Origin of the sequence: Caulobacter sp., from assembly GCF_035254145.1 — a bacterium.
In the GTDB taxonomy this organism is placed as follows: domain Bacteria; phylum Pseudomonadota; class Alphaproteobacteria; order Caulobacterales; family Caulobacteraceae; genus Caulobacter.
Genome location: NZ_DATFAV010000318.1, coordinates 1 through 25,426 on the forward strand (window position 1 = coordinate 1; position 25,426 = coordinate 25,426).

21 protein-coding genes and 1 pseudogene are annotated in these 25,426 nt (G+C 67.4%); 8 read left to right on the plus strand and 14 right to left on the minus strand.

Annotated features, from left to right (window positions below):
* The 5 genes and pseudogenes from VJ655_RS18935 to VJ655_RS18955 all read right to left on the minus strand — a co-directional run.
* A pseudogene (locus VJ655_RS18935) lies at positions 1-201 on the minus strand (SAM-dependent methyltransferase); the annotation flags it as partial.
* 79 nt (positions 202-280) lie between these two features.
* Positions 281-1,537, minus strand: a complete 1,257-nt coding sequence (locus VJ655_RS18940) for a TolC family outer membrane protein (protein ID WP_324113781.1) — start codon at positions 1,535-1,537, stop codon at positions 281-283.
* Between the two features lie 5 nt (positions 1,538-1,542).
* Entirely contained in the window at positions 1,543-1,746 is a 204-nt protein-coding gene (locus VJ655_RS18945) for a DUF2892 domain-containing protein (RefSeq protein ID WP_324113783.1), read from the minus strand.
* A gap of 11 nt (positions 1,747-1,757) precedes the next feature.
* Complete coding sequence (locus VJ655_RS18950; RefSeq protein WP_324113785.1) at positions 1,758-2,210, minus strand: thioredoxin domain-containing protein; 453 nt, start codon at positions 2,208-2,210, stop codon at positions 1,758-1,760.
* A gap of 17 nt (positions 2,211-2,227) precedes the next feature.
* Complete coding sequence (locus VJ655_RS18955) at positions 2,228-3,508, minus strand: FAD/NAD(P)-binding oxidoreductase (protein WP_324113787.1); 1,281 nt, start codon at positions 3,506-3,508, stop codon at positions 2,228-2,230.
* A 152-nt stretch (positions 3,509-3,660) separates the two neighbouring features.
* Here VJ655_RS18955 and VJ655_RS18960 point away from each other — a divergent pair, with 152 nt between their 5' ends.
* The 6 genes from VJ655_RS18960 to VJ655_RS18985 all read left to right on the plus strand — a co-directional run bounded on the left by VJ655_RS18960 (position 3,661) and on the right by VJ655_RS18985 (position 9,521).
* Entirely contained in the window at positions 3,661-3,993 is a 333-nt protein-coding gene (locus VJ655_RS18960) for a metalloregulator ArsR/SmtB family transcription factor (RefSeq protein ID WP_324113789.1), read from the plus strand.
* Complete coding sequence (locus tag VJ655_RS18965; protein ID WP_324113791.1) at positions 3,993-4,319, plus strand: rhodanese-like domain-containing protein; 327 nt, start codon at positions 3,993-3,995, stop codon at positions 4,317-4,319. The genes VJ655_RS18960 and VJ655_RS18965 overlap by 1 nt, the downstream gene beginning before the upstream one ends.
* Before the next feature lie 38 nt (positions 4,320-4,357).
* Positions 4,358-5,392, plus strand: a complete 1,035-nt coding sequence (locus tag VJ655_RS18970) for an efflux RND transporter periplasmic adaptor subunit (protein WP_324113793.1) — start codon at positions 4,358-4,360, stop codon at positions 5,390-5,392.
* On the plus strand, positions 5,389-8,613 hold the full coding sequence (locus VJ655_RS18975) for an efflux RND transporter permease subunit (protein ID WP_324113795.1): 3,225 nt from the start codon (positions 5,389-5,391) through the stop codon (positions 8,611-8,613). Before VJ655_RS18970 ends, VJ655_RS18975 begins: the two co-directional genes overlap by 4 nt.
* A gap of 84 nt (positions 8,614-8,697) precedes the next feature.
* Positions 8,698-9,033, plus strand: coding sequence for a metalloregulator ArsR/SmtB family transcription factor (locus VJ655_RS18980; protein ID WP_324113797.1), 336 nt, complete (start codon positions 8,698-8,700; stop codon positions 9,031-9,033).
* Between the two features lie 50 nt (positions 9,034-9,083).
* A complete protein-coding gene (locus VJ655_RS18985; protein WP_324113799.1) occupies positions 9,084-9,521 on the plus strand; it encodes a DoxX family protein in 438 nt (145 codons plus the stop codon).
* A 46-nt stretch (positions 9,522-9,567) separates the two neighbouring features.
* On the opposite strand, the gene VJ655_RS18990 is transcribed toward VJ655_RS18985, so the two are convergent.
* Positions 9,568-10,341 carry a sulfite exporter TauE/SafE family protein gene (locus VJ655_RS18990; RefSeq protein ID WP_324113801.1) on the minus strand — a complete coding sequence of 258 codons (774 nt, stop codon included), beginning with the start codon at positions 10,339-10,341 and terminating at the stop codon, positions 9,568-9,570.
* An 80-nt stretch (positions 10,342-10,421) separates the two neighbouring features.
* On the opposite strand from VJ655_RS18990, the gene VJ655_RS18995 reads away from it, so the two are divergent.
* A complete protein-coding gene (locus VJ655_RS18995) occupies positions 10,422-11,366 on the plus strand; it encodes an MBL fold metallo-hydrolase (protein WP_324113803.1) in 945 nt (314 codons plus the stop codon).
* Positions 11,367-11,390: 24 nt separating this feature from the next.
* Here the strand turns inward: VJ655_RS18995 and VJ655_RS19000 are convergent, their stop codons facing one another.
* The 5 genes from VJ655_RS19000 to VJ655_RS19020 form a co-directional block, all read right to left on the minus strand.
* Positions 11,391-12,797 carry a glycoside hydrolase family 30 protein gene (locus VJ655_RS19000; protein ID WP_324113805.1) on the minus strand — a complete coding sequence of 469 codons (1,407 nt, stop codon included), beginning with the start codon at positions 12,795-12,797 and terminating at the stop codon, positions 11,391-11,393.
* A complete protein-coding gene (locus tag VJ655_RS19005; protein WP_324113807.1) occupies positions 12,797-15,082 on the minus strand; it encodes a beta-glucosidase in 2,286 nt (761 codons plus the stop codon). Before VJ655_RS19005 ends, VJ655_RS19000 begins: the two co-directional genes overlap by 1 nt.
* 17 nt (positions 15,083-15,099) lie before the next feature.
* Positions 15,100-16,644, minus strand: coding sequence for a tryptophan halogenase family protein (locus tag VJ655_RS19010; RefSeq protein WP_324113809.1), 1,545 nt, complete (start codon positions 16,642-16,644; stop codon positions 15,100-15,102).
* A 116-nt stretch (positions 16,645-16,760) separates the two neighbouring features.
* The gene (locus VJ655_RS19015; protein WP_324113811.1) at positions 16,761-19,607 is read right to left on the minus strand and encodes a TonB-dependent receptor; all 2,847 of its coding nucleotides are present in this window, start codon (positions 19,605-19,607) and stop codon (positions 16,761-16,763) included.
* A 138-nt stretch (positions 19,608-19,745) separates the two neighbouring features.
* Complete coding sequence (locus VJ655_RS19020) at positions 19,746-20,786, minus strand: LacI family DNA-binding transcriptional regulator (RefSeq protein ID WP_324113813.1); 1,041 nt, start codon at positions 20,784-20,786, stop codon at positions 19,746-19,748.
* Positions 20,787-20,915: 129 nt separating this feature from the next.
* Here VJ655_RS19020 and VJ655_RS19025 point away from each other — a divergent pair, with 129 nt between their 5' ends.
* A complete protein-coding gene (locus VJ655_RS19025; RefSeq protein WP_324113815.1) occupies positions 20,916-22,697 on the plus strand; it encodes an SLC13 family permease in 1,782 nt (593 codons plus the stop codon).
* Positions 22,698-22,880: 183 nt separating this feature from the next.
* On the opposite strand, the gene VJ655_RS19030 is transcribed toward VJ655_RS19025, so the two are convergent.
* The 3 genes from VJ655_RS19030 to VJ655_RS19040 all read right to left on the minus strand — a co-directional run.
* A complete protein-coding gene (locus tag VJ655_RS19030) occupies positions 22,881-23,189 on the minus strand; it encodes a DUF4387 domain-containing protein (RefSeq protein ID WP_324113817.1) in 309 nt (102 codons plus the stop codon).
* A complete protein-coding gene (locus tag VJ655_RS19035; RefSeq protein ID WP_324113819.1) occupies positions 23,173-24,621 on the minus strand; it encodes an acyclic terpene utilization AtuA family protein in 1,449 nt (482 codons plus the stop codon). The genes VJ655_RS19030 and VJ655_RS19035 overlap by 17 nt, the downstream gene beginning before the upstream one ends.
* On the minus strand, positions 24,621-25,426 hold an 806-nt coding region (locus VJ655_RS19040; protein WP_324113821.1), incomplete at its 5' end, for a citrate:proton symporter. The genes VJ655_RS19040 and VJ655_RS19035, both read right to left, overlap by 1 nt.

Here is a 25,426-nt window from a genome sequence, read left to right on the forward strand (position 1 = left end):
CTCCGAGGGATCGACTCCGGTGACGTTGCTCACCCGCGCCGGATCATAGAAGGCCAGATTCAGTCCGCCGCCGATCCCCAGTTCGAGAACCCGACCCCGGGCGCGAGGAACGACCTTGGCGCGCTGTCTGGCGATCGCCCCCGCGCCGCAGGCGCAGCCGATGAGGCGAGGCAGAACATGGCGATCATAGAAGGACGTCATGGCTGCTGTTTCCTCCGCCACCGAGCAAATCGTAGGCGCGCGTCGGCGAGGGTCAAGCTTCGGCCCAGGAATCGGCGGCTTACTGCCCCTGCAGCAGCGCGTTGAGACGATAGGCCGAAACCGTCGCTTCGCCGCGCGCGACGACCAGGGCGCTTCGCGCGGCCAGGGCCTCGCGTTCGGCGTCGAGAAGATCCAGGACGGGCTTTTGCCCGACCCGCACTTCGTTGCGCACGCTGTCCAAGGCGCTGGTCGCGGCGCTGGCCTGGTCGGTCGCGGCCAGCACCACCGCACGCGCCGTGGCGACATCGCCCCAGGCGACGATGACCGCCTCGCGCACTTGGGTCCGCGCCGCGTCCAGACGCGCCCGAGCGGCCCGGAGCTCCGCGCCAGCCTCGTCGACGCGTCCTGAGACCGCGCCGCCAGAAAACAAGGTCCAGCGTCCTTGGACGCCGACCGTCATGCCGTCGGCCCTGTAGCCCGGAAAGAACTGGTCGCGCGCGCTGCTGGCGGTGGCGGTCAGGGCCAGACTGGGAAGCCGCTCGGCCCGAGCATAGCGAACACCGGCCTGCGCCGCGCGTTCGGCCGCCTGGGCGGCGAGCAGCATGGAGTTCGACTGGGACGCCGTCGCGATCGCCTCATCCAGCGACGAGGGTGCGCCGGGCGGAACGACCGCGGCCTCCAGACCATCGGGCTCGGCGCCGACGACGGAAACGAAATGGGCCCGGCTTCTAGCCAGCTGACCTTCGGCGCGCGCCAAACCCGCGCGGCTTTCGGCTTGACGGGCCATGGCCTGATCAAGCTCCGTGCGGGGAATCTCGCCGTCCTTGAAGCGCAACTGCGCCTGGGCGGCGATGGTCTCCATCTGGACGACCTGGGCCTGGCTCAGGGCCAACATGTCCTGGGCGCTGAGAACACCGACATAGGCCGCGGCGACATCGGCGCTCAGCATGGCCGCCGCGCCGCTGACCTGGGCCAGGGCCGCGGCCTTGCCCTCCCCTGCCCGGTCGATGGCGGCGCTGACCCCGCCGCCGCTGAAGAGCGGTTGGCGCAGTTGCAGCGACGCGGCGCGGGGCGTGACATCGCTCTGACCAAAGCCGAAGAAGCCGCCAAGATCGCTCTTTCCGCTCGCGCCCTCGGCCGACAGGGTCAAGCTGGGCAGGCGGCCGGCCCGGGCCTGCGCCAGACGCGCCGAAGCTGCGTCGGATTGAGCCCGCGCCTGGGCCAGATCAGGATTGGCGCGCCGCGCCAGGGCGATGGCCTCGGGCAAGGTCATGGCCGAGGCGGCCGAGGACGCGACGGCGCCGGCCAGCAAGGTCAGGGCGAGAATGGCGCGCATCGGACTCACCGAAAGGCGACGCCAGGTTTGACGCCGAGCTTCTTGAAGAGCATCGCGGCCGGGCAGAAGCCGGTGAACGCCGCCTGGAACATGTTGAGGCCGGCGAAGATCGACAGGGCGATCCACCACGGATGAACGAAATGGGCCAGTCCGACGCCCAGGAGGACGACGAAGCCGGCGAAGGCCAGCACCATGCGATCGATGGTCATGATCAAACTCCTCAAACGGCCGAGGCTTTCGCCTTGGCCAGGGCCTGGCGCGTCCAGGCGACGATCTGCGCGGCGCTCGACAGTCCGGCGAACCGGTCCACGACGGCGCCGTCCTGCAACAGCAACAGGGTCGGAAGGGCCGAGACGCCCAAGGCCGCGGCGGCTTCGGGTTCGGCCTCGGAATTGAGCTTCAGCAGCCTGACCTCCGGCTCCAGCTCTCCCGCCGCCGCGGCGAACTGCGGAGCCATCGCCCGGCAGGGCCCGCACCACGGCGCCCAGACTTCCACCAGGATGGCCACGCCGCGCGTGTTTCGCCGATGGGCTGACAGCTGCGCGCCGCTCACTTCAACGGGGCGAGCCGAGAACAGGCGCTCGCCGCAGCGGCCGCACTTGGCCGCCAGGGCGTTCTTGTCTTCCGGCGCGCGATTGGTCGCGCCGCAGGCGGGACAAACAAGCTGCCTCATGACAACGCCTTTCGCTCTCAGGGCTTGATCTTGTGGATGCCCATCACGTCCAGGGCGAGCTTCTCGTAGAAGGGCTCGCTCTCGCCGCGCCGGACCTTGGCCAGAAAGTACTTCTCGAAACCGACCTTGGCCAAATGGACCCACTTGCCGCTGGCCGACCAGTTGACGTTGCGCGGCGGGATCTGTGGCTGGGCGACGAACGCGACGCCCCCGTCGCCGAAATCTGCCAGGCAGATGGCGTTCCAGGTCGCCTCGTGGGTGGCGGGCTTGTCTTCGACGATCGCCTTGAGGTTCTGGGCGATGGCCGTGACCATGCTCTCGATCATGAAGCCGGTCTTGGGCACGCCCACTGGCACCGGCGTCTTGCCGGTCGGGGCGATCGCCACGCAGACGCCCAGGGCCATGACGTTCTGATAGGTCGGATTGCGCTGGTGCTTGTCGACGAGAATGAAGCCGCGCGGGTTAGTCAAACCTTCGACGCCGCGCACGGCGGACACGCCCCTAAAGGCCGGCAGCATCATCGAATAGGCGAACGGCAGGTCGTGGGTCGTCTTGACGGCGCCGTCCTCGGCGATTTCCTCGACGTGCATCATGCCTGCCTCGACAGAGGCGACCTTGGCGCTGGTGATCCACTTGATGTGACGCTGGCGCATTTCGCTTTCCAGCAGGCCCTTGGTGTCGCCGACCCCGTCGAGCCCCAGGTGACCGACATAGGGTTCGGACGTGACGAAGGTCATCGGCACCTTGTCGCGGATCTTGCGGCGCTTGAGCTCGGTGTCGAGGATCATGGCGAACTCGTAGGCCGGGCCAAAGCAGGACGCGCCCTGCACGGCCCCGACCACGATAGGACCGGGGTTTTCGACGAAGCGGTCGAAGGCCGTCGCGGCGGCCTCGGCGTGATCGACATGACACACCGACTGGGTGAAGCCGCCGTGCGGGCCGAGGCCCGGGATCTCGTCGAAGGCCAGCTCGGGTCCCGTGGCGATCACCAGGTAGTCGTAGTCAAGCAGCACGCCATCGGTCAGCTCTAGCTGATTGCGCTCGGGCATGACCTTGGCCGCGCCGACTCCGCGAAAGGCGATGCCCTTCTTGGCGAACGTCGGCGGCAGCTTGACCTCAATGGCGTCGCGCGTGCGCCAGTGCACCGCGACCCAGGGATTTGACGGCACGAAGTGGAAGGTGTCGCCTTGGGAGATCACCTCGACCTGGGCTTTGTCGCCCACGGCATGCTTGATCTCGAACGCGGCGATCGCGCCGCCCAATCCGGCGCCTAGAATGACGATGCGCGGCCTAGCCATGATCTCGTTCCTCCAACGCCGCGGTTTGGAGCCTGGGCTGGCTCACTCCTGGCGGCCCATTCTGGCGGATCAGGTTCGGCCCCAGGTATTCGAGGTGGCGTCGTCCCGATCGATGCTTGACTAAATATGCACAAAGTCGCATATACGCAACTATGAATTTTGAGCCTCACGTCCTCAAGGCCTCCGCGGAAGACGCCTGCGCCCTGCTCAAGGCCCTGGCCAATCCGCACCGGCTGATGATGGTTTGCGCGCTGATCGACGGCGAGCAATCGGTGGGCGCGCTCGCTCAGGCGCTGGGCGTTCGCGAGACCCTGGCCTCGCAACATCTTGGCCTCCTGCGCCGAGACGGCGTCGTTTCGGCCCGGCGCGACGGCCAGACCATCTACTACGGCCTTCGGAGCGGTCAGGCCCGCGCCGTGGTTGAGACCCTATCCCGAGAGTTCTGCGCGGTCCCAGGACCCGCCCCTTCCCAGGAGACCCATTGATGTTCGGATCGCCCAAGACCAAGGACCTCACCGCCCATCAGGTGAAGTCCGCTCTCGACGCCCAGGAAGTCCTGCTGGTCGACGTGCGCGAGCCTGAAGAGTTCGCGGCCGAGCGCATTCATGGCGCGGTCAATGTCCCGCTCTCGCGCTTTGACCCGAACGCCCTGCCCGATCCCGCCGGCAAGACCGTGGTGTTCAGCTGCGGCTCGGGCAAGCGCTCGGCGACCGCCGTGGGCCACTGCCAGAAGGCTGGTCAGGCCCTCGACACACACCTGAGCGGCGGGATCATGGCCTGGAAGGCCGCGGGCCTGCCGACCGTCCGCTAAGCCGACAAGGCCCAAGAAAAGAACCTGGAGGGGACGCCATGACGGCGCGGCCATATCTGATCAGCGCCCTGGGAGCGGCTCTGCTGCTCAGCGCCTGCGGCGAGTCCAAGGAGGCTCCGGCGCCGGCGGTCAAGGCCGCGCCGGCGACCAGCCGCCTGACGATCCGCGCCCAGACCGTGGCCGATCTCAAGCCGGTCCCCGCGACCCTGACCACGCGCGACATGGCCGAGGCCCGGGCCCGGATCTCCGGAACCCTGGTGGCCCTGAACGTCAGAGAGGGCGATATCGTCCGCCAGGGCCAGCTGATCGGCCGCATCAAGGATGATCGGCTGACCTTGCAGACTGGCGCGTTCGACGCCCAGGTCGCCGCCGCCGCCGCGGAGGCCGCCCGCGCCCAGACCGACCTGGCCCGCACGCGAGATCTCTTCTCGCACGGGGTCTACGCCCAGGCCCGCCTCGATCAGGTCGAGGCCCAGGCCAAGGCCGCCAACGCCAACCTGGCGGCGGCCCGCGCCCAGCGCGGCGCCAGCGCCGAACTGGGCGCCCAAGGCGCGATTCTAGCGCCGACCGCCGGACGAGTGCTGGTCGCCGACGTGCCGCTGGGCTCGGTGGTCATGCCTGGCCAATCGATCGCCAAGATCACCGCCGGTCCGCTCGTCGTGCGCATCGAACTGCCCGAAGGTCAGGCGCGGGCCCTCAAGGTCGGCGACGCCGTCGATCTAGCGGCCGAGGACCTGCGCGGCGCCGCCTCGCGCGGGACCATCACCCAGATCTATCCGTCGATCAGCGGCGGCCAGATCACCGCCGACGTCACCGCCCCCAATCTGCCCAGCGACCTGATCGGCCGTCGCGTGCGCGCGGCCGTCAAGATCGGGGAGCGCCAGGCGATCGTCATTCCCAGGCGCTACGTCGCCACCCGGTTCGGCGTCGACTACGCCAGACTGGTCGACGCTAGCGGCGCGATCTCGGAATCGCCGATCCAGACCCGCCCCGGCCCCGGCGCCGACAGCATCGAGGTTCTGTCGGGCCTGCGTATCGGCGACGTCCTGACGCCGGCGGAGGGCGAACGATGAATCTGGGCCTTTCGGGTCGCCTGACCAAGGCGTCGATCAAGTCGCCCCTGACGCCCCTGATCCTGCTGGCGGCGATCGCCGTTGGCCTCTTGGCCCTGATCTCGATCCCCCGCGAGGAGGAGCCGCAGATCAGCGTGCCCATGGTCGACATCATGGTCGCGGCGCCCGGCCTGCGCGCACCGGACGCCATCGAACTGGTCGGCAAGCCGCTGGAGACCATCGTCAAGAGCGTCGCCGAGGTCGAGCACGTCTACACCTTCGCCGACGACAATCAGGTGATGGTCACCGCCCGTTTCAAGGTCGGGGTCGACCCGGACGCCGCGGCCGTACGCATCCACGAGAAGATCCGGGCCAACTACGACCGCATCCCGGCCGGCGTCGCCGAACCCCTGATCCAGACCCGCGGCATCAACGACGTGCCGAGCCTTGTACTGACCCTGTCGCCCAAACCCGGCGCCGCCGGCCAATGGACCGATCAGGCGCTCCACGAGCTGGCGGGCAAGCTCAGGACCGAGGTCGCCAAGGTCGACAACGTCGGCCTGACGTTCATCGTCGGCGGTCGGCCCGAGGAGATCCGCATCGCGCCCGATCCGGCGCGACTGGCCCAGCATGGAGTGTCGCTCGGCGCGCTGATGGACACCGTGCGCCAGGCCAATCGCGCCTTTCCAGCCGGCCAGATCCGGGGAAGCGGCCAGGCGATCGACGTCACGGCCGGCCGCAGCCTGACCAGCGCCATCGACATTGGCTTGCTGGCCCTGCCCTCGGCCAGCGGCCAGGCGGTCTATGTCCGCGACGTCGCCGACATCATCCAGGCCCCGCGCGAGGACCAGGCCCGCGTCTGGCGCTATGCACGCCTCGACGGCGCCTGGAGTCAGGCCCCGGCCGTCAGCCTGGCCATCGCCAAGCGCAAAGGCGCCAACGCCGTCGTCGTGTCGCAAGCGGTCCTGGCCCGGGTCGAGACCCTGAAGGGCTCGCTGTTGCCCGATAGCCTGGACGTGGCCGTCACCCGCGATTACGGGTCAACGGCCAACGAAAAGGCCAATGAGCTCCTCTTCCACTTGGGACTGGCGACCCTGTCGATCGTGGTGCTGATCGGCCTGGCGATCGGCTGGCGCGAAGCGGCGGTGACCGCCGTGGTCATTCCCACCACCATCCTCCTGACCCTCTTCGCCTCCAACCTGATGGGCTACACCATCAATCGGGTCAGCCTGTTCGCCCTGATCTTCTCGATCGGCATCCTGGTCGACGACGCCATCGTGATGATCGAGAACATCGCCCGCCACTGGGCCATGAACGACGGGCGCAGCCGGATCGACGCAGCGGTCGACGCGGTGGCCGAGGTTGGCAATCCGACCGTAGTCGCCACCTTGACCGTGGTCTCGGCCCTGCTGCCGATGCTGTTCGTCTCGGGCCTGATGGGGCCCTACATGGCCCCGATCCCGGTCAACGCTTCGGCGGCCATGGTGTTCTCGTTCTTCGTGGCCGTGGTCATCGCGCCCTGGCTGATGGTGCGCTTCGCCCGCAAGACCCTGGCCGCCGGCGGCCACGGCCCAGCCGGTGGTCATGACGGCGAGGGCAAGCTGGGCGCGCTCTATCGCCAGGTCGCCAGCCGCGTTATCGCCACGCGCCGCAGCGCCTGGACGTTCCTGATCGGCGTGGGACTGGCCACCCTGCTGGCCTGCGCCATGTTCGCCACCAAGACCGTGACCGTGAAACTGCTGCCCTTCGACAACAAGTCCGAGCTGCAGGTGGTGTTGGACATGCCGGAAGGAACCTCGCTGGAGGCCACTGGCCGGACGCTGTCCGACGCGGCGGCGATCACCCGCACCCTGCCCGAGGTCACGGCGATCGACGCCTACGCCGGAACCGCCTCGCCGTTCAATTTCAACGGCCTGGTGCGCCACTACTATCTGCGCAATCGCCCCGACCAGGGCGATCTGTCGGTCGCCTTGGCCGAGAAAGGCGAGCGCAAGCGTTCGAGCCACCTCATCGCCCTGGACCTGCGCGAGCGACTGGCGAAAGTCGCCCTGCCCGCCGGCGCTTCGATCAAGGTGGTGGAGGCCCCGCCCGGACCGCCGGTGATGGCCACCTTGCTGGCCGAGATCTACGGACCCGACGCCCAAACGCGACGCGCTGTATCCGAACGGGTCAAGGCCATCTTCAAGTCCGTGCCCTATATCGTCGACATCGACGACAGCTACGGCCAAGCCCGCCCCGGTTTGCGGCTGGTCCCCGATCGCGGCCGGCTCGAAGCCCTGAAGGTCGATGATCGGCAGGTCCTGGACTCGATCGGCGCGGCGTTCGGCGGCCAGGTGGTCGGCTATGCTCATCGTGGCGAAGGCCGCGATCCGCTGGAGATTTCCGTGCGCCTGCCCCAATCGGCGCGCAGCTGGGGCGAGGGTCTGGCCGCGCTTCCCGTGGCCCAGAGCCAGGGCGGCCGTCTCGTCGAACTGGGCGAGGTGGTCACCGCGACGAACGAACCTGGCTCGACCCACATCTTCCGCCGCGACGGCCGCGACGTCGACATGGTGATGGCCGAACTGGCCGGCGCCTACGAGGCGCCGATCTACGGCATGATGGCCGTCGACAAGACGATCAGGAATACGGACTGGGGCGCCCTGCCCAAACCCGACATCCGTATGAACGGTCAGCCGGCCGACGAGCGCAAACCAACGGTTCTGTGGGACGGCGAGTGGGAGATCACCTGGGTGACCTTCCGCGACATGGGCGCGGCCTTCGGGGTGGCGATCCTGGGTATCTATGTGCTGGTCGTCGCCCAGTTCAAGAGCTTCCGCCTGCCGCTGGTGATCCTGACGCCCATCCCGTTGACCCTGGTTGGCATCGTCATTGGCCACATCCTGTTCAGCGCGCCGTTCACCGCTACCTCGATGATCGGCTTTATCGCCCTGGCCGGGATCATCGTGCGCAACTCGATCCTGCTGGTCGACTTCATTCGCCACAGCCAGACCGGCGACCGGCCGCTGCGCGAAGTGCTGCTGGAGGCCGGAGCGATCCGTTTCAAGCCGATCGTCCTGACCGCCCTGGCGGCCATGATCGGGGCCGCGGTGATTCTGTTCGACCCGATCTTCCAGGGGCTGGCGATCTCGTTGCTGTTTGGCCTAGCCTCGTCGACGGTCCTGACCGTGCTGGTGATCCCGGCGATCTATATCGTCCTGCGCGATGACGAGCGCCCCGAACGGCCGCAGTCCTCGAGACCCTGATGCTGGACATCAATCCTGGAACGCATCCAGGCGGCCTGGATGAGGTCGCCTTGAACCTGCATGCGTATCTTCTACATTAGGCAGATGACCGCTTTCGCCCTCTCGACGCCAGCCGACGATATCCAGGATCTGGCCGCCAGCGCCCACGCCGCCGCCAGGCTTCTGAAGCTCCTGGCCAGCGAGCAACGCCTGCTGATCTTGTGCCGCCTGATCGACGGCGAGGCCTCGGTCGGCGATCTGGCGACTCATGTCGGACTGGCCCAGTCGGCGACTTCGCAGCATCTGGCCAAGATGCGCGCCGAAGGCTTGGTGGCCACGCGCCGTGAAGCCCAGACCATCTACTACCGGCTGGACGATCCAGCCGCGGCGCGCGTGCTGGAAACGCTTTGCGACCTCTACCGCGGGACGGCCAAGGCCTGATCGTGGCGTGACCCCGCCACCCCTTGTCGCGCCCCCAGGAGAGACACCCCATGCTGACCGCTCTCAATGACGCCCTGCCCCGGCCGCGCTGGATGGCGCTATCGGCCGATCCCATCTTCCGGGGCCTGGTGGGGCTGACGGTCATCGGCATAGGCGTCGGACGATTGACTCAGGCCGGTGAGCCGTTGGCGGAACTGACCGGCGCGAGCCTGGTCGTCCTGGGCGTGAGTCTCGCGGCTGGCCTGTGGACCCGACTTTCGGCGCTGCTGTTGGCGATGATCTGGAGCGCGACCATCCTGCCCGGCGCCGTGGCCACGATCCTTGCGTCCAATCCCTTCGCCCCGCGGCTTGAGGGGTTCGCGATCCTGGGCGCGCTCTATCTGATCTATATACGCGGTGGCGGTCAGATCTCCGTCGATGGCGCGCGTCGCAAGCGCGCCCCTGTCGCCAGCCCAAACTCTCGCGGGCGAGCGATTTCGCGACTTTGAGATCGTTGCGGCATTGGGGCGTCGACAGGTCGACGGTCGCGACGCCTCAACCGCCCAAGGCCTTCCAGGCGACATAGGCCGCGACCGCCAGCACCAGGCTGGCGAAGAGCCTGCGGGCCGTCAGAGCGCGGTCCGCCAGCAGGGCCGCGCCGCGCACGCCCCCGGCGCCGCCCGCCAGGCCGCCCAGGATGAACAAACCCGCGACAGGCCAGTTGATCAGACCCGAGGCGGCGTAGTTCAGCGAGGTCGCCGCCCCAAACAAAGACACCGACAGAAGGGACGAGGCCGTGGCGTTGGCCAAGGTCATGCCGGTCGCCGCCATCAACCCCGGCACGATCAGGAATCCGCCGCCGATCCCGAAGAACCCGGCGGCCAGACCCGTCAGCAGGCCCAACGGCGCCAGCTTCAACATCAGGCCCGGGGTTATGTGGACCAGGGGATCGCCCTGGGACTTGGGACGACGCATCATCGACAGCGCGATCGCCGCCATCGCCAAGGCGAACCCCAGCAGCAGCCGCTGACCGTCGATCGCCTTGGCCAGGGTCGAGCCCAGGAACGAGCCGATCAGACCGGCGCCGGCGAAGACGCTCGCGCAGGGCCACTTGACCCGGCCCCCCCGGCCATGACCCACCAGGTTCATTCCGGCGTTGACCGCGACCGCCGCGGCCGAGGTGCCGATGGCTACGTGCGGATCGTGGATGCCGACGACATAGAGCAGAAGCGGCGTAGCGAGCACCGAACCGCCACCGCCAAACAGGCCCAGCAGCGCGCCGACGAGCGCGCCGCTCAGCAACGCCGATACAATCATGAACAAGGACATGCGCGCCTACCCGATGCGACTTGTATATTCATATATTCGCATATAAATATGCTGTCGATAGAGAAACCCCAAGGTCCGCGATGCCCAAGCCGCTTTCACAGCCCGACACCGCCTTGGCCAAAGCGACCTCGATCATCGAACAGGCGCTGACCGCGCCGGCCTCGCGACCACAGGTGCGGGCCTTCTTCGACGAGGCGACCTTCACGGTAAGCTATGTCGTTCGGGATCCGGGCTCGTCGGGTAGCGCGATCATCGACAGCGTTCTGGACTACGACCCCGCGTCGGGCCGGACGGCGAACGGCTCGGCCGACGCCCTGATCGCCCATGTCCGCGACCAGGAACTGGAAGTCGTCTGGCAGCTGGAAACCCACGCCCACGCCGACCATCTCTCGGCCGCGCCTTATCTGCAAAGCGCCCTGGGCGGACGCCTGGCGATCGGCGCGAACATCGTCCAGGTTCAGGACGCGTTCGGAAAACTGTTCAACGCGGGTCCTGAGTTCGCCCGTGATGGCCGCCAGTTCGACCACCTGTTCCAGGACGGGGAGAGCTTTTCGATCGGCGCGTTGCAGGGCCTGGCCTTGCATGTGCCGGGTCATACGCCGGCCTGCATGGCCTATGTGATCGGAGATGCGGTCTTCGTGGGCGACACCCTGTTCATGCCCGATTATGGCACCGCGCGCTGTGACTTCCCCGGAGGCGACGCGGCGACGCTGTTTTCCTCCATCCAGCGCCTGCTGGCGCTTCCCGACGAGACCCGCGTCTTCCTGTGCCATGACTACAAGGCCCCGGGCCGTGACGTCTTCGCCTGGGAAACCACGATCGGCGCCCAGCGCAGAGACAATGTCCATGTTCACGAGGGCGTCGGCCAGGCCGAGTTCGTGGCCTTGCGCCAGGCGCGTGACCGGACCCTGGACATGCCGCGGCTGATCCTACCGTCGGTGCAGGTCAATATGCGCGGCGGCCACCTGCCCGAGCCTGAAGACAATGGCGTGCGCTACCTGAAGATCCCCCTCAACGCCGTGTGACCCGCGCACGCCTTCGTCGTCGTCCTACCAGGTGAAGGTGCCGGCGGCCCTGGCGGGCAGCGTGGCCTTGAACCGCCTGGCGCCGTCGCCGATCGCGAAACTGGCCGGCGCGTGGCCGACGTTCAGTACGATCAGCACGCGGCCGCCGTCGCGGTTCTGGAACGCCACGGTGCGCAGGTCTCCGACCTTGGCCGGTGAGCCGATCCGCACCGCTCCGGGCCTCACGAACCGACTAGCGTGACCAAAAGCGTAGTACTCCTGGGTGCGGGTCACCGCGCCGGTCCGGCTGTCGATCGACAGGACGCCCCGGCAATCGCCGCAGCCGCCGGCGTGAGGGCCGTACTTTTCGTCCAGGGCGAGGTTCCACATCAGGACGCCCCGCGCGCCGCCGCGCGTCGAGCCGATGATCAGCTGCTCGACCATCCAAGAGAAGCTATCGTCGAACTTCGGAGACCACTCCCCGCCCGAGCACTCGGTGAAGAAAACGTCCTTGTCCGGATGCGCCGCCCTCACCTGCTCCTGAGCCGAGACATCGCCGGCGTAGCAGTGCCAGGCGACGCCAGCCAGGAAGGCCCTGGCCTTGGGATCGGCCAGCACGGTCAGCGGCTGCTGCGGTTGATCCCAGTTGTGGTCCCAGTCCAGAACCTTGGTCGTGATCTTCTCGCGCAGGAAGACCGCGGCCAGGTCATCGCCGAAGAACTTGGCCCGATCCTTCGGAAGCCAGCGCATGCCCGGATAGTTGTCCGGCTCGAAGTCGGGCTCGTTCTGGATGCTGAGATAGTCGGTGGGCACGCCGACCTTGCCAGCCTCCTGAATGTAGCGGGCGAAGAAATCGGCATAGACCGGATAGGCCTCCGGCTTCAGTTGACCTTTCACGAGCGAGCCCGTGGTCTTCATCCAGGCCGGCGCGCTCCACGGCGAGGCCATCACCTTGAGGTCGGGATTGATCTTCAGCGCCGCGCGGACGGTCGGGAAGACATATTCCTGGGGCCGCTTCAGCGAGAAATGTTCGAGTTTCGGATCCGCCGTCGTTCCGGGGGGCAAATCGTCCAGGCTGTAGTGGTCCAGCGAGAAGTCCGAGGCGCCGATCGTGATGCGGGTGAAGCTAAAGCCCAACCCGCCGTTGGCGCGGCCATAGAGCTCGCGCAGCACGTCGTCGCGCTGCTTGGGGGTCAGCCTGTTCTGGATCAACCACGCCGAAGCGTCGGTGATCGCCGCGCCAAAGCCGACGATCGACTGGTGGCGCTCCTTGGCGTCGACGGCGATCACCGGTAGGCCAGCGACCGCCTGAGCCGATATCGCGCTCGCGGGGGCTTGAGCGGCGAGCAGCTGGCTCTTGTCCCCCGTCGTTACCCAGGCCTGCAGTCTGGGCGCGGCGGCGGCCGGGACGGCCACGGCGAGCGCGGCGAAAGCGGTGCAGAGCGTGCGCATCAGGGCTTCCTCGACCAGGCCTTGAGGTTGGCCGCGCCCGTCAGGACGGGCTCGCCGGCGTTGCGGCCGACATAAAGCGGATAGCGCCCCGCCGCGATCGCCCATCCGGGCTTGGCGACGTCGTAGTCGGCCAAGAGGCGCGGCTCGACGGTGAGCGTGACGCGTTTGGTCTCGCCCGGCGCGAGATCGACCTTTTCGAAGCCCGCCAGGCGGACCATCGGCTTGCGCTTGCCGGCCGTGACGTACAGCTGCGGCGTATCGGCGCCAGCGACCTTGCCAGTATTGGTGACGTCGAAGCTGACCTTCAGCCCCGCCGCGTCCTCGACCTTGAGATTCTTGTAGGCGAACGCCGTGTAGGAAAGGCCGTAGCCGAATGGGAAGAGCGGCTGGCGCTTTTCCTGGGCGTACCAACGGTAGCCGACGGCGGCCCCTTCCACGTACTTTACCGGGAAGCCCTTGATCCCCGGAACGTTTTGGCCGGCGCGGCGGGCGTCGTCGATCGCGGCCTGTTCGGCGAAGCCCGGCGCGCTGGCGCGCGGCGCCTGGTCAGCGGTCTTTGGGAAGGTCATGGCCAGGCGGCCCGACGGATTGACCTCGCCGAACAGCAGTCGGGCGATGGCCTGGCCGCCGCGCTGGCCGGGATACCAAGCTTGCAGCACCGCGCCGACGCGGTCGAGCCAGGGCGTCAACACCGGGCCGCCGGTTTCCAACACCACGACGGTGTTCTTGTTGGCGGCGGCGACGGCGTCGATCAGGGCGTCCTGGTTTTCGGGCAGAGCAATCGTGGGCGCGTCTTGGGCCTCGGTCTGCCAGTGCCAGGCGAAGACGATGGCGACGTCGGCCTCCTTGGCGGCGGCCGCGGCGGCTGCGGGGTCCTTGCCGTCGACATACACGACCTGGGCGCCCGGCGCGGCGGCCTTGATCGCCTCCAACGGCGAGGACGCGTGCCAGGTGACACGAACGAACGAGGCCGCCTCGCCGCCGTTCAGCGGAATTTCCACGGGCGCTCCGCCCACGGAGCGAACCTGGGACGAGCCGCCGCCCGAGATCACGCCGACGTCGGCGTGAGCGCCGATCAGCACGATCTTCTTGGCGGTCTTGGCGAGCGGTAGCAGGTCGCGGTCGTTCTTCAGCAGCACCGAGCCGCGCTCAGCCACGGCCTGGGCGACCTTGGCGTGGGCGTCGTAGTCGATCGGCTGGGCGTTCGTCGGCGTCGGGTCATCCATCAGGCCCGAGGTGATCACCCCGTGCAGAATGCGCCGGACCATGTCGTCGACACGGGCTTGGCTGACCTCGCCCTTGGCCACGGCCGCCTTCAGATCGTCGCCGAAGAAGATCTGGGTGTCGAGTTCCTGACCCGACTGCTGGTCGAGGCCCGCCAGGGCCGCCTTGACCGTGCTGTGCACCGCGCCCCAGTCGGACATCACGAAGCCCGGATAGTTCCAGTCGCGCTTGAGCACCTTGTTCAGCAGGAAGTCGTTCTGGCAGGCCCAGTCGCCATTGACCTTGTTATAGGCGCACATGACCGAGGCCGGGTTGCTCTTCTCGATCGCGATCTGGAACGCCAGCAGATCGCTTTCACGCAGTTCGGCCTCGCCGATCTGCGCGTCCATCACGTGGCGGCCGGTCTCCTGGGCGTTCAGGGCGAAGTGCTTGATCGTCGAGACGATGTGGTTGGACTGCACACCCCTGATCTGCTCGCCCGCCATCTCGCCGGCCAGTAAAGGATCCTCGCCGAGATACTCGAAATTACGGCCCGCCCATGGGTCTCGGGTCAGGTTCACGCCGCCGGCCAGCAAGACGTTGAAGGTCTTGGCCCGGGCCTCGGAGCCGATCATCGCGCCGCCGGCATAGGCCAGCTTCGGTTCGAAGGTGGAAGCCAGAGCCAGGCCCGACGGCAGGGCCGTGGCGACGTCGCCCTTGCGCTGCTCGACCTGGTTGGCGACGCCGAGGCTGGCGTCGCTCTCGCGCAAGGTCGGGATCTTCAGGCGCGGCACGCCCGGCACGTAGCCGGCCGACGGGATCATGTCGGCGGGCGCGGGCTTGGTGTTGGGCGGGAAGAGGCCGTGCAGATAGGCGATCTTCTCGTCCAGGGTCATCTGTTTGACCAAAGCGTCGGCGCGCGCCCAAGCTGGGTCGCCCACGCGCGGCGCCAGCGGCGCGCTGCCCTTGGTCGGCATGACTTCGGCCACGGCGCCCGATAGAGGCGCGAGGGAAAGCAACGCCACGGCGGCGGTGGTCCGGCACAGAATCCGCAAGGCGGAAGAAGGCTGGGCGGTCGTCATGGCGTTACTCCGTGCGGTCAGGATGTCGTTACGAGGGGTGGTCCGGCCTGGGGCGCGACCGGAGGCGGCGCTTCGCAGACGCGGGCCACGAACTCGGCGTGGCTGGGCATGACGGCCAGGCACTTGCCGATCACCGTCTCGATGTTCTGCAGGTACTGGGCGATCTCATCGTCCGAGTGGACGCGAACCAGCGGGTCGTAGCCGCGCGGGATCACCCCCTGCCCCAGGAAGACCTGAATCCAGCTCTCCTCGGTGAAGAGCTCGTCGTCCTCGCGGAACACCCGGCCGTTAGCCCGGAAGAGGTCCATCTTCCGCTGGAGAGTCGCGGGGACCTCCATGTCGCGGCACTGGCGCCAGAACGGCGTGTCGTCGCGCTCGGTGGCCTTGTAGTGCAGGATGATGAAGTCGCGGACGCGCTCGTATTCGAAGTCGGTCTGGCGGTTGAACTCGTCGATCGTCGCCTGGTCGAAGCCGGCGTCGGACAGCAGCCGGACCATGCGGATCACCGACGACTGGATCAGGTGCAGGCTGGTCGACTCCAGCGGCTCCATGAAGCCGGCGGCCAGGCCCACGGCCAGGCAGTTCTTGTTCCAGATCTTCTTGCGCTTGCCGGTGGTGAAGCGGATGCGCAGCGGATCGGCGCGCTGGGCTCCGTCCAGGTTCGACAGCAGGACACGCTCGGCCTCGTCGTCGTCGATGAAGCGGCTGCAGTAGACGTGGCCGTTGCCCGTCCGGTGCTGCAGCGGGATCCGCCACTGCCAGCCAGCGTCATGGGCCGTCGAGCGTGTATAAGGCGTGAAGTGCTCCGAGCGCTCCGTGGGCACGGCGATGGCCCGGTCGCAGGGCAGCCAGTGGGTCCAGTCCTCGTAACCGGTCTTCAGCGCCTGCTCGATGATCAGTCCACGGAATCCGGAGCAGTCGACGAAGAAGTCGGCGGCGATCACCTCGCCGTCGTCCATGGTGACCGACTGAACGAAGCCGTCGTCGGGCCGCAGCGTCACGTCGACGATCCTGCCCTCGCGCCGCTTGACCCCGCGCGCCTGGGCGTAGGTCGACAGGTGCTTGGCATAGAGGCCGGCGTCGAAATGGAAGGCGTGGGCGATGTGGCCGATCGGCGACTGGCCCATGTCGGCCCGGGCCCGCATGAACTTGTCGCTCAGCGCCATGGCGTTATTGATCGCCAGATTGTCGAAGGCCGGCGCGCGGCCTAGCTCGCGCATCCGCAGCCAGTACTGATGGCAGCGCAGCCAGCCCAGATCCTGGCCGATGACGCCGAAGCCGTGCAGGTAGCTCTCGCCCTGGCGCCACCAGTTTCGGAACTGGATGCCCAGCTTGAACGACCCTTGCGTCTTGCGCAGGAAGTCGTCCTCGTCGAGGCCGAGCAGCTCGTTGAATTTCTTGATGGCGGGGATGGTCGCCTCGCCGACGCCGATCGTGCCGATCTGCTCGGACTCGACCAGGACGATCTCGTAGAGACCCTGGAACAGGCGCGAGCACAGCGCGGCCGTCATCCATCCGGCCGAGCCGCCGCCGGCGATCAGTATCTTCCTGAGCGGTTGCACGCCCGCCTCCCGTCTTTGGTCAAAGGTCGGGGCCGCTGGCTGCGCGGCCCCGCCTCCGATGGTTCTAGCCGGCGAGCCCGGCCGCTAGGGGGAGCGCGGCGGGCTCGACCTCCTGCTTAGAACCGATAGTTGACGCCGAACAGGATCTGGCGGCCGTACTTCTCGTAGGTCTCGGGCAGCGAGCCGCCGTTGGTGGTCTTGGTCCCGCCGCCGTCCAGGCCAAGCCGCGTGCGGTACGGCGAGTTCGTCAGGTTGTTGACCTGCAGCAGGAGCCCCAGGTTCTCGAGCGGACCGTCCTGGAAGGTGTAGCCGATCTGGGCGTCGACCTGCTTATCCGACAGGATCTCGGTGTAGCCGCGGTTGGCGTAGAGCTGCACGACCTCGCCTTTGAACGCCGACCGGTAGCGCTGGCTGATCCGCGCCTGGAACCCACCGCGCTCGTAATAGCCGGTGATGTTGTAGACCGTCTTCGACAGGCCCGGGATGCGGACCGGATCGGTGGTCACGGTCGGGTTCAGGCTGGACCGGGTGAGCGACAGGCTGCCTTGCAGGCCGAAGCCCTTCAGGAGACCGGCAAACTCGCCCAGGTCCACCGCGCCGCTGAACTCCAGCCCCTTCAGCACGCCGCCGTTGCCGTTAGCCGGCAAGGTGATCTGGCCGATGTTGCTGATGGTCACGTTCGAGGGGATCGAGGACGCCGAGGCCGGCAGCGGAATGCCGGAGAAGTCGAACGGCCGGGTCTGGTCGTAGATGTAGGTGTCGAGCTTCTTGTAGAAGCCGGCCACGGACAGATAGGTGGCCGAGTTGACGTACCACTCATAGGTCAGGTCAGCGGCCTTGGCCATCCACGGCTTGAGGTGCGGATTGCCGCCCGAGGCCGACCATGGATTGACCGTCGAGCCCGGCGCGCAGGGCTGGCCGCTGCAGATGGTCGAGTTAAAGCCGGGCGTGACGTTGGCGCGCATCTCGTTCATGCGCGGTCGCGCCATGGTCTTGGACAGGGCGAAGCGGATGCGATGACCGCCGCCCAGGTCGTAGATCATGTTCAGGCTGGGCAAGACGTCGGTGTAGTCGTCCTTGGCGTTGACCCTGGTCGGCACGATTGGCTGGCCGGGAGCCAGACCGTTGATCACGACGCCGCTGGACTCCTGCGACTGCTTGACGACCTGGACGCCCAGGTTGCCGCGCAGGTCGCCGGCCTCGAAGTTCGCCTTGGCGAAGAAGGTCGTGACCTCCTCGGTAATGTCCCAATTCTTGTCGAAATAGTTGGCGTCGAGGATCGGCGCGGAGTCGTAGTACTTCTTCCAGACGTCGCCGATCTTGACGCTGAGCACGCCGCCGAAGCCGGCGAAGCCCAGCTGGGTCGGATCGACGAGATCGCCCGCGTCGACATAGACCTGCTGACGGCCATTCTTCAGGAAGAGGTCGTTGTCCAGCACGACCTTCGACTTCTCGCGCTTGGTGTAGTTCAGGCCCGCATCGATGCGGGTGACGAAGCCGTCGAGGTCGTGCTCCAGGCGCAGGTCGAGCGTCGAGACGTCTTCCTTCACCTTTGGATAGCGGATGGAGCCGTCGTGGCCCCAACCGCCCCAAGGCGCGCGGTCACCCAGGGTGACCTTGCTGGCGTCGGCGTAGTTGAGCCCCTCGTTGTACTGCGAGAAGCCGTTATCGGCGACCTCGAAGCCGATCGTGTCGAAGGTGCGGCCCACGTCCGGCGTGCCCGGCGTGACGCCGCCGACACCACGGCCGTAGCCGGCGTACGTCTCCATGATCTGCTCCTTCCTCTTGTTCGAGGAGTAGGAAAGATCGGCGACCAGGCGGGTGCGGTCTGTCAGCTGAAACTCGTTGTTCAGCCCGGCCGAGAACAGCTGGTCGAAGCGCTTGTTGAAGTCGTTGCGCAACTGCGGGGTGGCGTTGTGCAGAAGGCCGCTCACCGCGAAGGACGAACCGCCCAGGTCCTTGGTCTTCACGTCGGTGAAGGTGGCGTTGTCGGCCCAGCCGTTCGAGAACCACTGCGCGCCGCGCGTCGTCTCGTTCTGCTTGAACGTCGAATAGTAGACGTCGAGGGTGGAGTGGATCTTGTCGGTGGGCTTGTATTCGAAGATCCCGACGAAGGCGTCGCGCTTGTTCGTGCGCGACGTGACGAAGATCTCCTGACCGTTCAGCATCAGCGCGTTGTCGGCGCTGTCCGGCGTCACGGCGAAGCCGAACGCCTCGTAGCCATAGGCCTTGTAGTGCTTCACCTGCGAGGGCGAATCCAGGTGCGCGTAGCCGAGGGCGACGCCGAAGGTGTCGTCGGCGAACTGGTTGATGTAGCTGGCGCTATAGCGGCTGCCCCAGGCCTCAGCGTCGTCGTTCAGCTTCTTGCCGGCGATCTTCTCGCCACGGATGTTCACCGCGACGGCGCGCTTGCCGAACGTCAGGGGCCGTACGGTGCGCAGGTCGGCGGTGCCCGACAAACCCATGCCCGAGACCTGGGCGTCCGGCGTCTTGTAGATCACGACGCTGGACAGCAGCTCGGACGGATACTGGTCGAACTCGACGGCGCGATTGTCGCCCGAGCTGGCCTGCTGGCGGCCGTTCAGCAGCGTGGTGGTGAAGTCCGGGGCCAGGCCCCGGATCGAGATCACCTGGGCGCGACCGTTGACGCGCTGGGCGGCCAGGCCAGGCAGACGGGCGATCGACTCGGCGATCGAGACGTCGGGCAGCTTGCCGATATCCTCGGCCGAGACGGCCTCGACGATCGAGGTCTCGTTCTTCTTGATGTTGATCGAGTTCTGGATGCCGGCGCGGATACCGGTCACCACCACCGCCTCGACCGTATCGTCCTCGGCCTTTGGCGCAGGCTCCGCCGACTGGGCGAAGCCGGGGCCCGCGATCGCCAGGGTGATGGCGGCCGCCGAAGCCGTGGCGAAAAATGTCTGAATGGACGGACGTGCGCCGCTCGTCGTGCGGTTACGCATGAATTCTCCCCTCTGAACCCACTTGCGGATCCATCATTCTTGTCATGAGGCCGAGCCAGGCCGTGGAAGCGCTTCCATGGAAGCGCTTCCAATTGCCGACAACGCGACAACGTTGTCAAGATTGAAACAACGCTCGAACTAGGCCGCGGTGGTCGTCTGGCGCGAGACGACGGCGTGGTCCAGCTGCTGAAATACCGTCTTGGGTTCGGTGTTCGCCCCGGTCAGGCGCGCGACCAGAAGTTCGACGGCCCGCTGCCCCAGCACCTTCACGGGCTGATGGACGGTCGTCAGCGGCGGCCAGACGATCGCCGCCACCGGGGCGTCGTCAAAGCCAGTAATGGAAAGGTCTCGCGGGATATTCAGGCCCCGAGCGTGGGCGGCCGACAGCACCCCCGCCGCCATGTCGTCGTTGGCGCAGACCAGGGCGGTCGGGCGCAGCGGATGGTCAAGCAGACGCGGCGCGAGGTCGACGCCGGAGCGGAACGTGAAGTCGCCGCGCGACACCACATAATCGCCCTCCCCCAACCCCTGCTCGATCAGAGCGCGTTGGAAGCCTTCCAGGCGGCGGTCGGCCGAGAGGTGGCCCTCAAGGCCCGCGATGAAACCGAATCGCCGATGCCCGAGTCGCAGCAGTTCACGAGCGATGTCGTACCCGCCCGCCTCATCGTCGACGCCCACGCCATCGGCCTTGCCCAGGCCGGGCCCGCCGGGCGAAACCGTGACGACCTTGCAGCCCAGGTCCAAGGCCGCCTCGATCAACGCGACGTCATCGCTGTACGGCGGCGACAGGATCAGACCTTCGCAGCGCTGAGTGGTGATCAGGTCCAAGACCCGCTTGTGCCGGTCGGGCGTTCGCTGGGGAACATTCTGGACCAGCACCTGATAGCCCAGCGCCAGGCAGGCGCGCAGCGCGCCAAGCTCCAGGGCGGATTCGTAATAGGAGTTCGGCTCGTTATCGGGATCTGAAGCGAAGACGAAGGCGAGCAGTCGGCTGGCGCCGCCCGCCAGGCTGCGCGCCTGCGGGTTGACCTTGTAGTCGAGGCTCTCCACGGCCTGCATGACCCGGGCGCGGACCTCGTCGCGAACATTGGGTCCGCCATTGAGCACCCGGGACACCGTCACGCGCGCCACGCCCGACAACCGGGCGACGTCGTCGATGGTGGGCCTCTTGGTCTTCAAGCGCGTTTCCTCACAGGAGGGCGAAGATGCTCAGGAAGCCTGGGTAACACAAGCTCTCCCCAAGACAGGCCTGAACCTAAGCCTCGTGGCCGAGTTACCCCTGCGGGCTTAGCTTGAGAGACTGTTTTCGTGACACTGCAACAAGGCCTCGCCTTTGGGCTGATCGGCGCGACCATCATCGCCTTCATTCTAGGCCGGTGGCGCTATGACTTGATCGCCTTGGGAGCGCTGGCCCTCGGCATGGCCATGGGATTGATCCCGGTGAAGGAGGCCTTCGCCGGCTTCGCCAACGACATCGTCATCATCATCGCCAGCGCCTTGATCCTCTCCGCCGCCGTCGCCCGTTCTGGCGTGGTCGATTTGCTGATGGCGCCGCTGCTGTCCAGGCTGAAGGACGAACGAACCCAGGCGCCGGTGCTGGCCGGGGCCACGGCGGTGCTGTCGATGGCCACCAAGAACGTCGGAGCCCTGGCCCTGATGATGCCCAGCGCCCTGCAAATCGCCCGGCGCACCGGCGTCTCGCCTGGGCGCCTTCTGATGCCGATGGCGTTCGCCTCGCTGGTCGGCGGGCTGGCCGTGCTGGTCGGCACCTCACCCAACATCATCGTGTCCGAGGTGCGCCAGCACACCTTGGGCCATCCGTTCAGAATGTTCGACTTCTTCCCGGTCGGCGGGATCTTGACGGTGATCGCCATCGTCTACCTGACCTTCGCCTACCGGCTGCTTCCGCGTCACCGCAAGGCGGCCATCGATATCGATGCGGCGCTGGCGGCCAGCGCCTATGTCACCGAAGTCGAGGTCCCCGACGACTGGAGCTTTCAGACCGACACAGTCGGCGCCTTGAAAAAAGCGGCCGAAGGCGCGGTTTCGGTGGTCGCGATCCTGCGCGGCCGCAAACGGATCGAGGCCCCGCACGCCAATCTCAAGATCCATTCCGGAGATGTCCTCCTGCTGGAGGGCGAGCAGCAGGAACTGAACCAGCTAATCGTCGCCGCCCGTCTGCGGCTGCGCGACGCCGATCGGCCGGTGGCCATGAACGAGCCGACCGAGGAGGTCCGCGTTGTCGAGGCGGTGATCGGCAGCGAGAGCGACCTGATCGGTCAGTCGGCCCGTAGCGTCACCCTTTCGCACACCCACGGCGTCAACCTGTTGGGCGTATCACGCAGCGGCCACCGAATGGCCGGCCGCCTGGCGACCATCCGTCTAAAGGCCGGCGACATCCTGGTGCTGCAAGGCGCCGAGCAGTCGCTGCCGGGGGCGCTCCAGGCGCTGGGCCTGCTGCCGCTGGCCGAACGCGAGGTGCGGCTGGGCGGGGTGCGCCATACAGTCCTGCCGGTGGCGATCCTGGCGGTGGCCATGGCCCTGGTGGCGACCGGCGTGATCCCGGTGGCGGCTGGCTTCTTCAGCGCGGCGGTGCTGGTGGTGGCCGTCGGGGCCTTGCGAATGCGTGAGGCGTACGCGGCCCTGGAGGCTCCTGTTCTGGTGCTGGTCGCGGCGCTGATCCCCGTCAGCGACACGGTGCAGAAGACCGGCGGGGCCGACCTGATCTCCGCCTGGCTCTCGGGCGCCTTTCATGGGCTGCCGCCGATCGCCACCCTGACGGCGATGATGGCCGTGGCCATGGCCGCCACGCCGTTCCTCAACAACGCCGCGACAGTGCTGATCGCCGCCCCGATCGGCATGGGCGTAGCCCAGAAACTGGGCCTGTCGCCCGATCCCTTCCTCATGGCCGTGGCGGTGGGCGCGGGCTGCGATTTCCTCACGCCAGTCGGCCACCAATGCAACACGCTCGTGCTGGGGCCGGGCGGTTACCGGTTCGGAGACTACGCCCGGCTGGGCGCGCCGCTCAGCCTGCTAATCCTACTCCTGGCGCCCTGGCTGATCGCCTGGATCTGGCCCTTCCACCCGTAGCGGAGGGGGCGGTCGGGCGACCCCGGGGGAACCCTTCGGCGGTCACGCGCGCCCCATCAATCCAGGCTCCGCCTCAAGGTCGCGCGCCGCGGGGCCGCACGGCCCTGGCATCGCTTCAACGACGGAAGCTGGCGCGCCTTGATCAATAATGGTCGCCAGCTTCGCCTTTGCCGATTTGACGCCTTAGCTCAACGGAGTGTCCAGCAGGCGGACATATTGCTGACCGCTATGCATGTCGCGCTCTACAGTCCCGCCTTGCGGCGCCTTGCGCGGATAGGAGAGTTTCACCACGCTCAGCGTGTCGACCGCGAACCGCTTCACGAGCTTGGGATCGACGCCAAAGACCTTCGCCACGGCCGCCGCCGAAAGGCCTGGGGCGTCCTTGTAGCGCGCGTAGCTCTCCGGTCCGTCGAAGAACAGATCGACCGTCACCCAGAATGGGCCGGCGTTCTTTGATCGCACCTGGTGGCAGACCTCATGCAGCTTGACCATCACGGACCTCCTTGTCCTGGACGCCGGCGCCGACCCAACGGATACGGACCAGTTCGAAGGGATCGGCCGTCTCCACGACGTGGTTGAGTTTGAACTCGAACACCTGGCCTCGCTCGATCTCGGCTGGCGAGAACGGGAAGGCGTAGCTGGGCAGCTCGATGTCCCGGCGCACCGGGAAGTGGAAGAAGTAGGGATTGCAGACCTTGGCGATCTGGGTGGCGAGAGCTTGTGTGCTGGCGGTGGCCACAAACATCAGCCCGACCTCCAGCGGCGACGGCGTCCCCGGCAGCCGAGTTTGGCCAGAGACCGCGTTCCAACCATAGGCGCGCAACGAGATGTCGAAGTCGCCGGCGGTCTCACCCATGGTCCGGCGGACGCGATCGCGCAGCGCCTCGTCCATCCGCGCCATGAAGCCGTCGAGGTCGGCCATCACCGCGCGGTCCTCGATGCCGACCAGCATGATTGTCTGAAAAGGCCCCCCCGCCGCGCCTTCCAACTTCATCGTGTAGGATTTGCGTTCCCAGCGGGAGCCGGTGACCCGCACCGTCCGCGCGTCCAGCGCGCGGTATTCCGATCCGGTCACATCCAGCACGCCGCCAGGCTCGACCAGATAGAACGGATCGCTGTTCTCGTAGAGCATGTGGGCGGCGACGGTGCGCGGCTCGCAGCGGTTGTCGGGCGACAGGGGCGCGATGTCGAAACCCTCGGCGTCGACCGAGAACAGAATGCCGGGATTCATCGGATTGACCGTGCACTGACCGCCGCATTCGGCGACCTTGGCGCCATGCCAGGCCGCCCCCGCCGCCGCGCCCCGCATCAGCGGAACGGCGGCCAGCACCGCGGTGTCGGTGGTGCGTCCCCCCAGCACGATCTCGGCGCCGCCCCGCAGGGCCGAGATGTAGGGCTCGGGCCCAAGCAGGGCCACGATGTGCGAACAGGCGTCGACCGTCGCGTCGTCCAATGGCCCCAGCGGCGCCAACGCCCGCACCTGGCCGGCGGCGTTCTTGGCCTTCAGCGTCGCCTTGTCCTGCTCGGAATAGAGCACGGCGATACGTGGGCGCAGGCCCTGTTCCTCGGCGACTTCCTGGACAATCTCCAAGGTCCAGTCGACGGCCTCGTCGCACCCGGAGGTGCCGCAGGAGCCGATCAGCAGCGGGATGCCGGCCTTGTCGCGCGCGCCCATCAGGATCGAGAGATCGCGTTTGACCGCAGCGCGGCTGTACTTGGACTTTCCCGTGCCCAGATAGGCCGGACCGCTGTCGGTGGAGCCTGCGTCCAGCGCGATGGCGTGGGCGCCGGCGGCCAAGCCGGCCTCGACCTCGTCGACCCGCACGCCCGCCCCCAGCGCCCCGCAGGGCACCAGCACCTTGACCCCGCCATCGGGAAGCTTGCCGTCGTTCATCAGGAACTCTTTCGGATCGGCGGCCGCCATCAGGCCGCTCGCAAGGGGAAGGCGCCGGTCGCCAGGCCGGCGATCAGCAGCACCAGGGATGCGGCGATGGCCCATTTCAGCGAAAACCGCTGGGCCGCGCCGACCTCGACCTTCAGAAGACCAGTCACGAGATAAATGGCCGCGATCAGCGGGCTGAGGCCATGGACCGGCTGGCCGATGATCGAGGCGCGCGCGATGGCCTCGGCCGGCACGCCGAACTTGGCGGCGGTCTCGGCGATCACCGGAAGAACGCCGAAATAGAAGGCGTCATTCGACATGAAGAAGGTCATCGGCATGCTGAGCAGCGCGGTGATCGGCGCCAGGTATGGGCCCATCTGCGGCGGGATGGCCGTCAGGGTGGCGTCGGCCATCGCCTTGACCATGCCCGTCCCCGACAGGATGCCGGTGAAGGCCCCCGCAGCGAAGATCAGCAGCACCACACCCAGGACGTTCTTGGCGTGGGCGGCCACCCGCGTCCGCTGGGTCGGGATGTCGGGATAGTTGACGATCACGGCGATTGCGAAGGCCCCCATCATCAGGGCCGGCAGCGGCGCCGCCCCGCTGACCAGCCCGACGATCAAGGCGAGGGTGAGGGCGAGGTTGAACCAGATGAGCTTGGGCCGCTTGGCCTCCGCCTCGCCGGTGTCGACCAGCGGCGCGTCGGCGGTCACGGGCTCGAGGGGCTCCACCGACAGTCGACCAAGGCGCTTGCGTTCGGAGAGACCTAACCCCCAGGCCAGGGCGAGCGTCCCGGCAAGGCCTGCGATCATGGCGGGGATCATCGGCACGAACACCGCGCTCGGCT

Coding starts and splice junctions, on each gene's coding strand:
- VJ655_RS19035 (WP_324113819.1), bottom strand. CDS start 24,621: ATGGCGGCCGCCGATCCGAAAGAGTTCCTGATGAACGACGGCAAGCTT.
- VJ655_RS18950 (WP_324113785.1), bottom strand. CDS start 2,210: ATGAGGCAGCTTGTTTGTCCCGCCTGCGGCGCGACCAATCGCGCGCCG.
- VJ655_RS18975 (WP_324113795.1), top strand. CDS start 5,389: ATGAATCTGGGCCTTTCGGGTCGCCTGACCAAGGCGTCGATCAAGTCG.
- VJ655_RS18985 (WP_324113799.1), top strand. CDS start 9,084: ATGCTGACCGCTCTCAATGACGCCCTGCCCCGGCCGCGCTGGATGGCG.
- VJ655_RS18965 (WP_324113791.1), top strand. CDS start 3,993: ATGTTCGGATCGCCCAAGACCAAGGACCTCACCGCCCATCAGGTGAAG.
- VJ655_RS18955 (WP_324113787.1), bottom strand. CDS start 3,508: ATGGCTAGGCCGCGCATCGTCATTCTAGGCGCCGGATTGGGCGGCGCG.
- VJ655_RS18960 (WP_324113789.1), top strand. CDS start 3,661: ATGAATTTTGAGCCTCACGTCCTCAAGGCCTCCGCGGAAGACGCCTGC.
- VJ655_RS18945 (WP_324113783.1), bottom strand. CDS start 1,746: ATGACCATCGATCGCATGGTGCTGGCCTTCGCCGGCTTCGTCGTCCTC.
- VJ655_RS19005 (WP_324113807.1), bottom strand. CDS start 15,082: ATGACGACCGCCCAGCCTTCTTCCGCCTTGCGGATTCTGTGCCGGACC.
- VJ655_RS18990 (WP_324113801.1), bottom strand. CDS start 10,341: ATGTCCTTGTTCATGATTGTATCGGCGTTGCTGAGCGGCGCGCTCGTC.
- VJ655_RS19030 (WP_324113817.1), bottom strand. CDS start 23,189: ATGGTCAAGCTGCATGAGGTCTGCCACCAGGTGCGATCAAAGAACGCC.
- VJ655_RS19000 (WP_324113805.1), bottom strand. CDS start 12,797: ATGCGCACGCTCTGCACCGCTTTCGCCGCGCTCGCCGTGGCCGTCCCG.
- VJ655_RS18995 (WP_324113803.1), top strand. CDS start 10,422: ATGCCCAAGCCGCTTTCACAGCCCGACACCGCCTTGGCCAAAGCGACC.
- VJ655_RS19015 (WP_324113811.1), bottom strand. CDS start 19,607: ATGCGTAACCGCACGACGAGCGGCGCACGTCCGTCCATTCAGACATTT.
- VJ655_RS18940 (WP_324113781.1), bottom strand. CDS start 1,537: ATGCGCGCCATTCTCGCCCTGACCTTGCTGGCCGGCGCCGTCGCGTCC.
- VJ655_RS18970 (WP_324113793.1), top strand. CDS start 4,358: ATGACGGCGCGGCCATATCTGATCAGCGCCCTGGGAGCGGCTCTGCTG.
- VJ655_RS18980 (WP_324113797.1), top strand. CDS start 8,698: ATGACCGCTTTCGCCCTCTCGACGCCAGCCGACGATATCCAGGATCTG.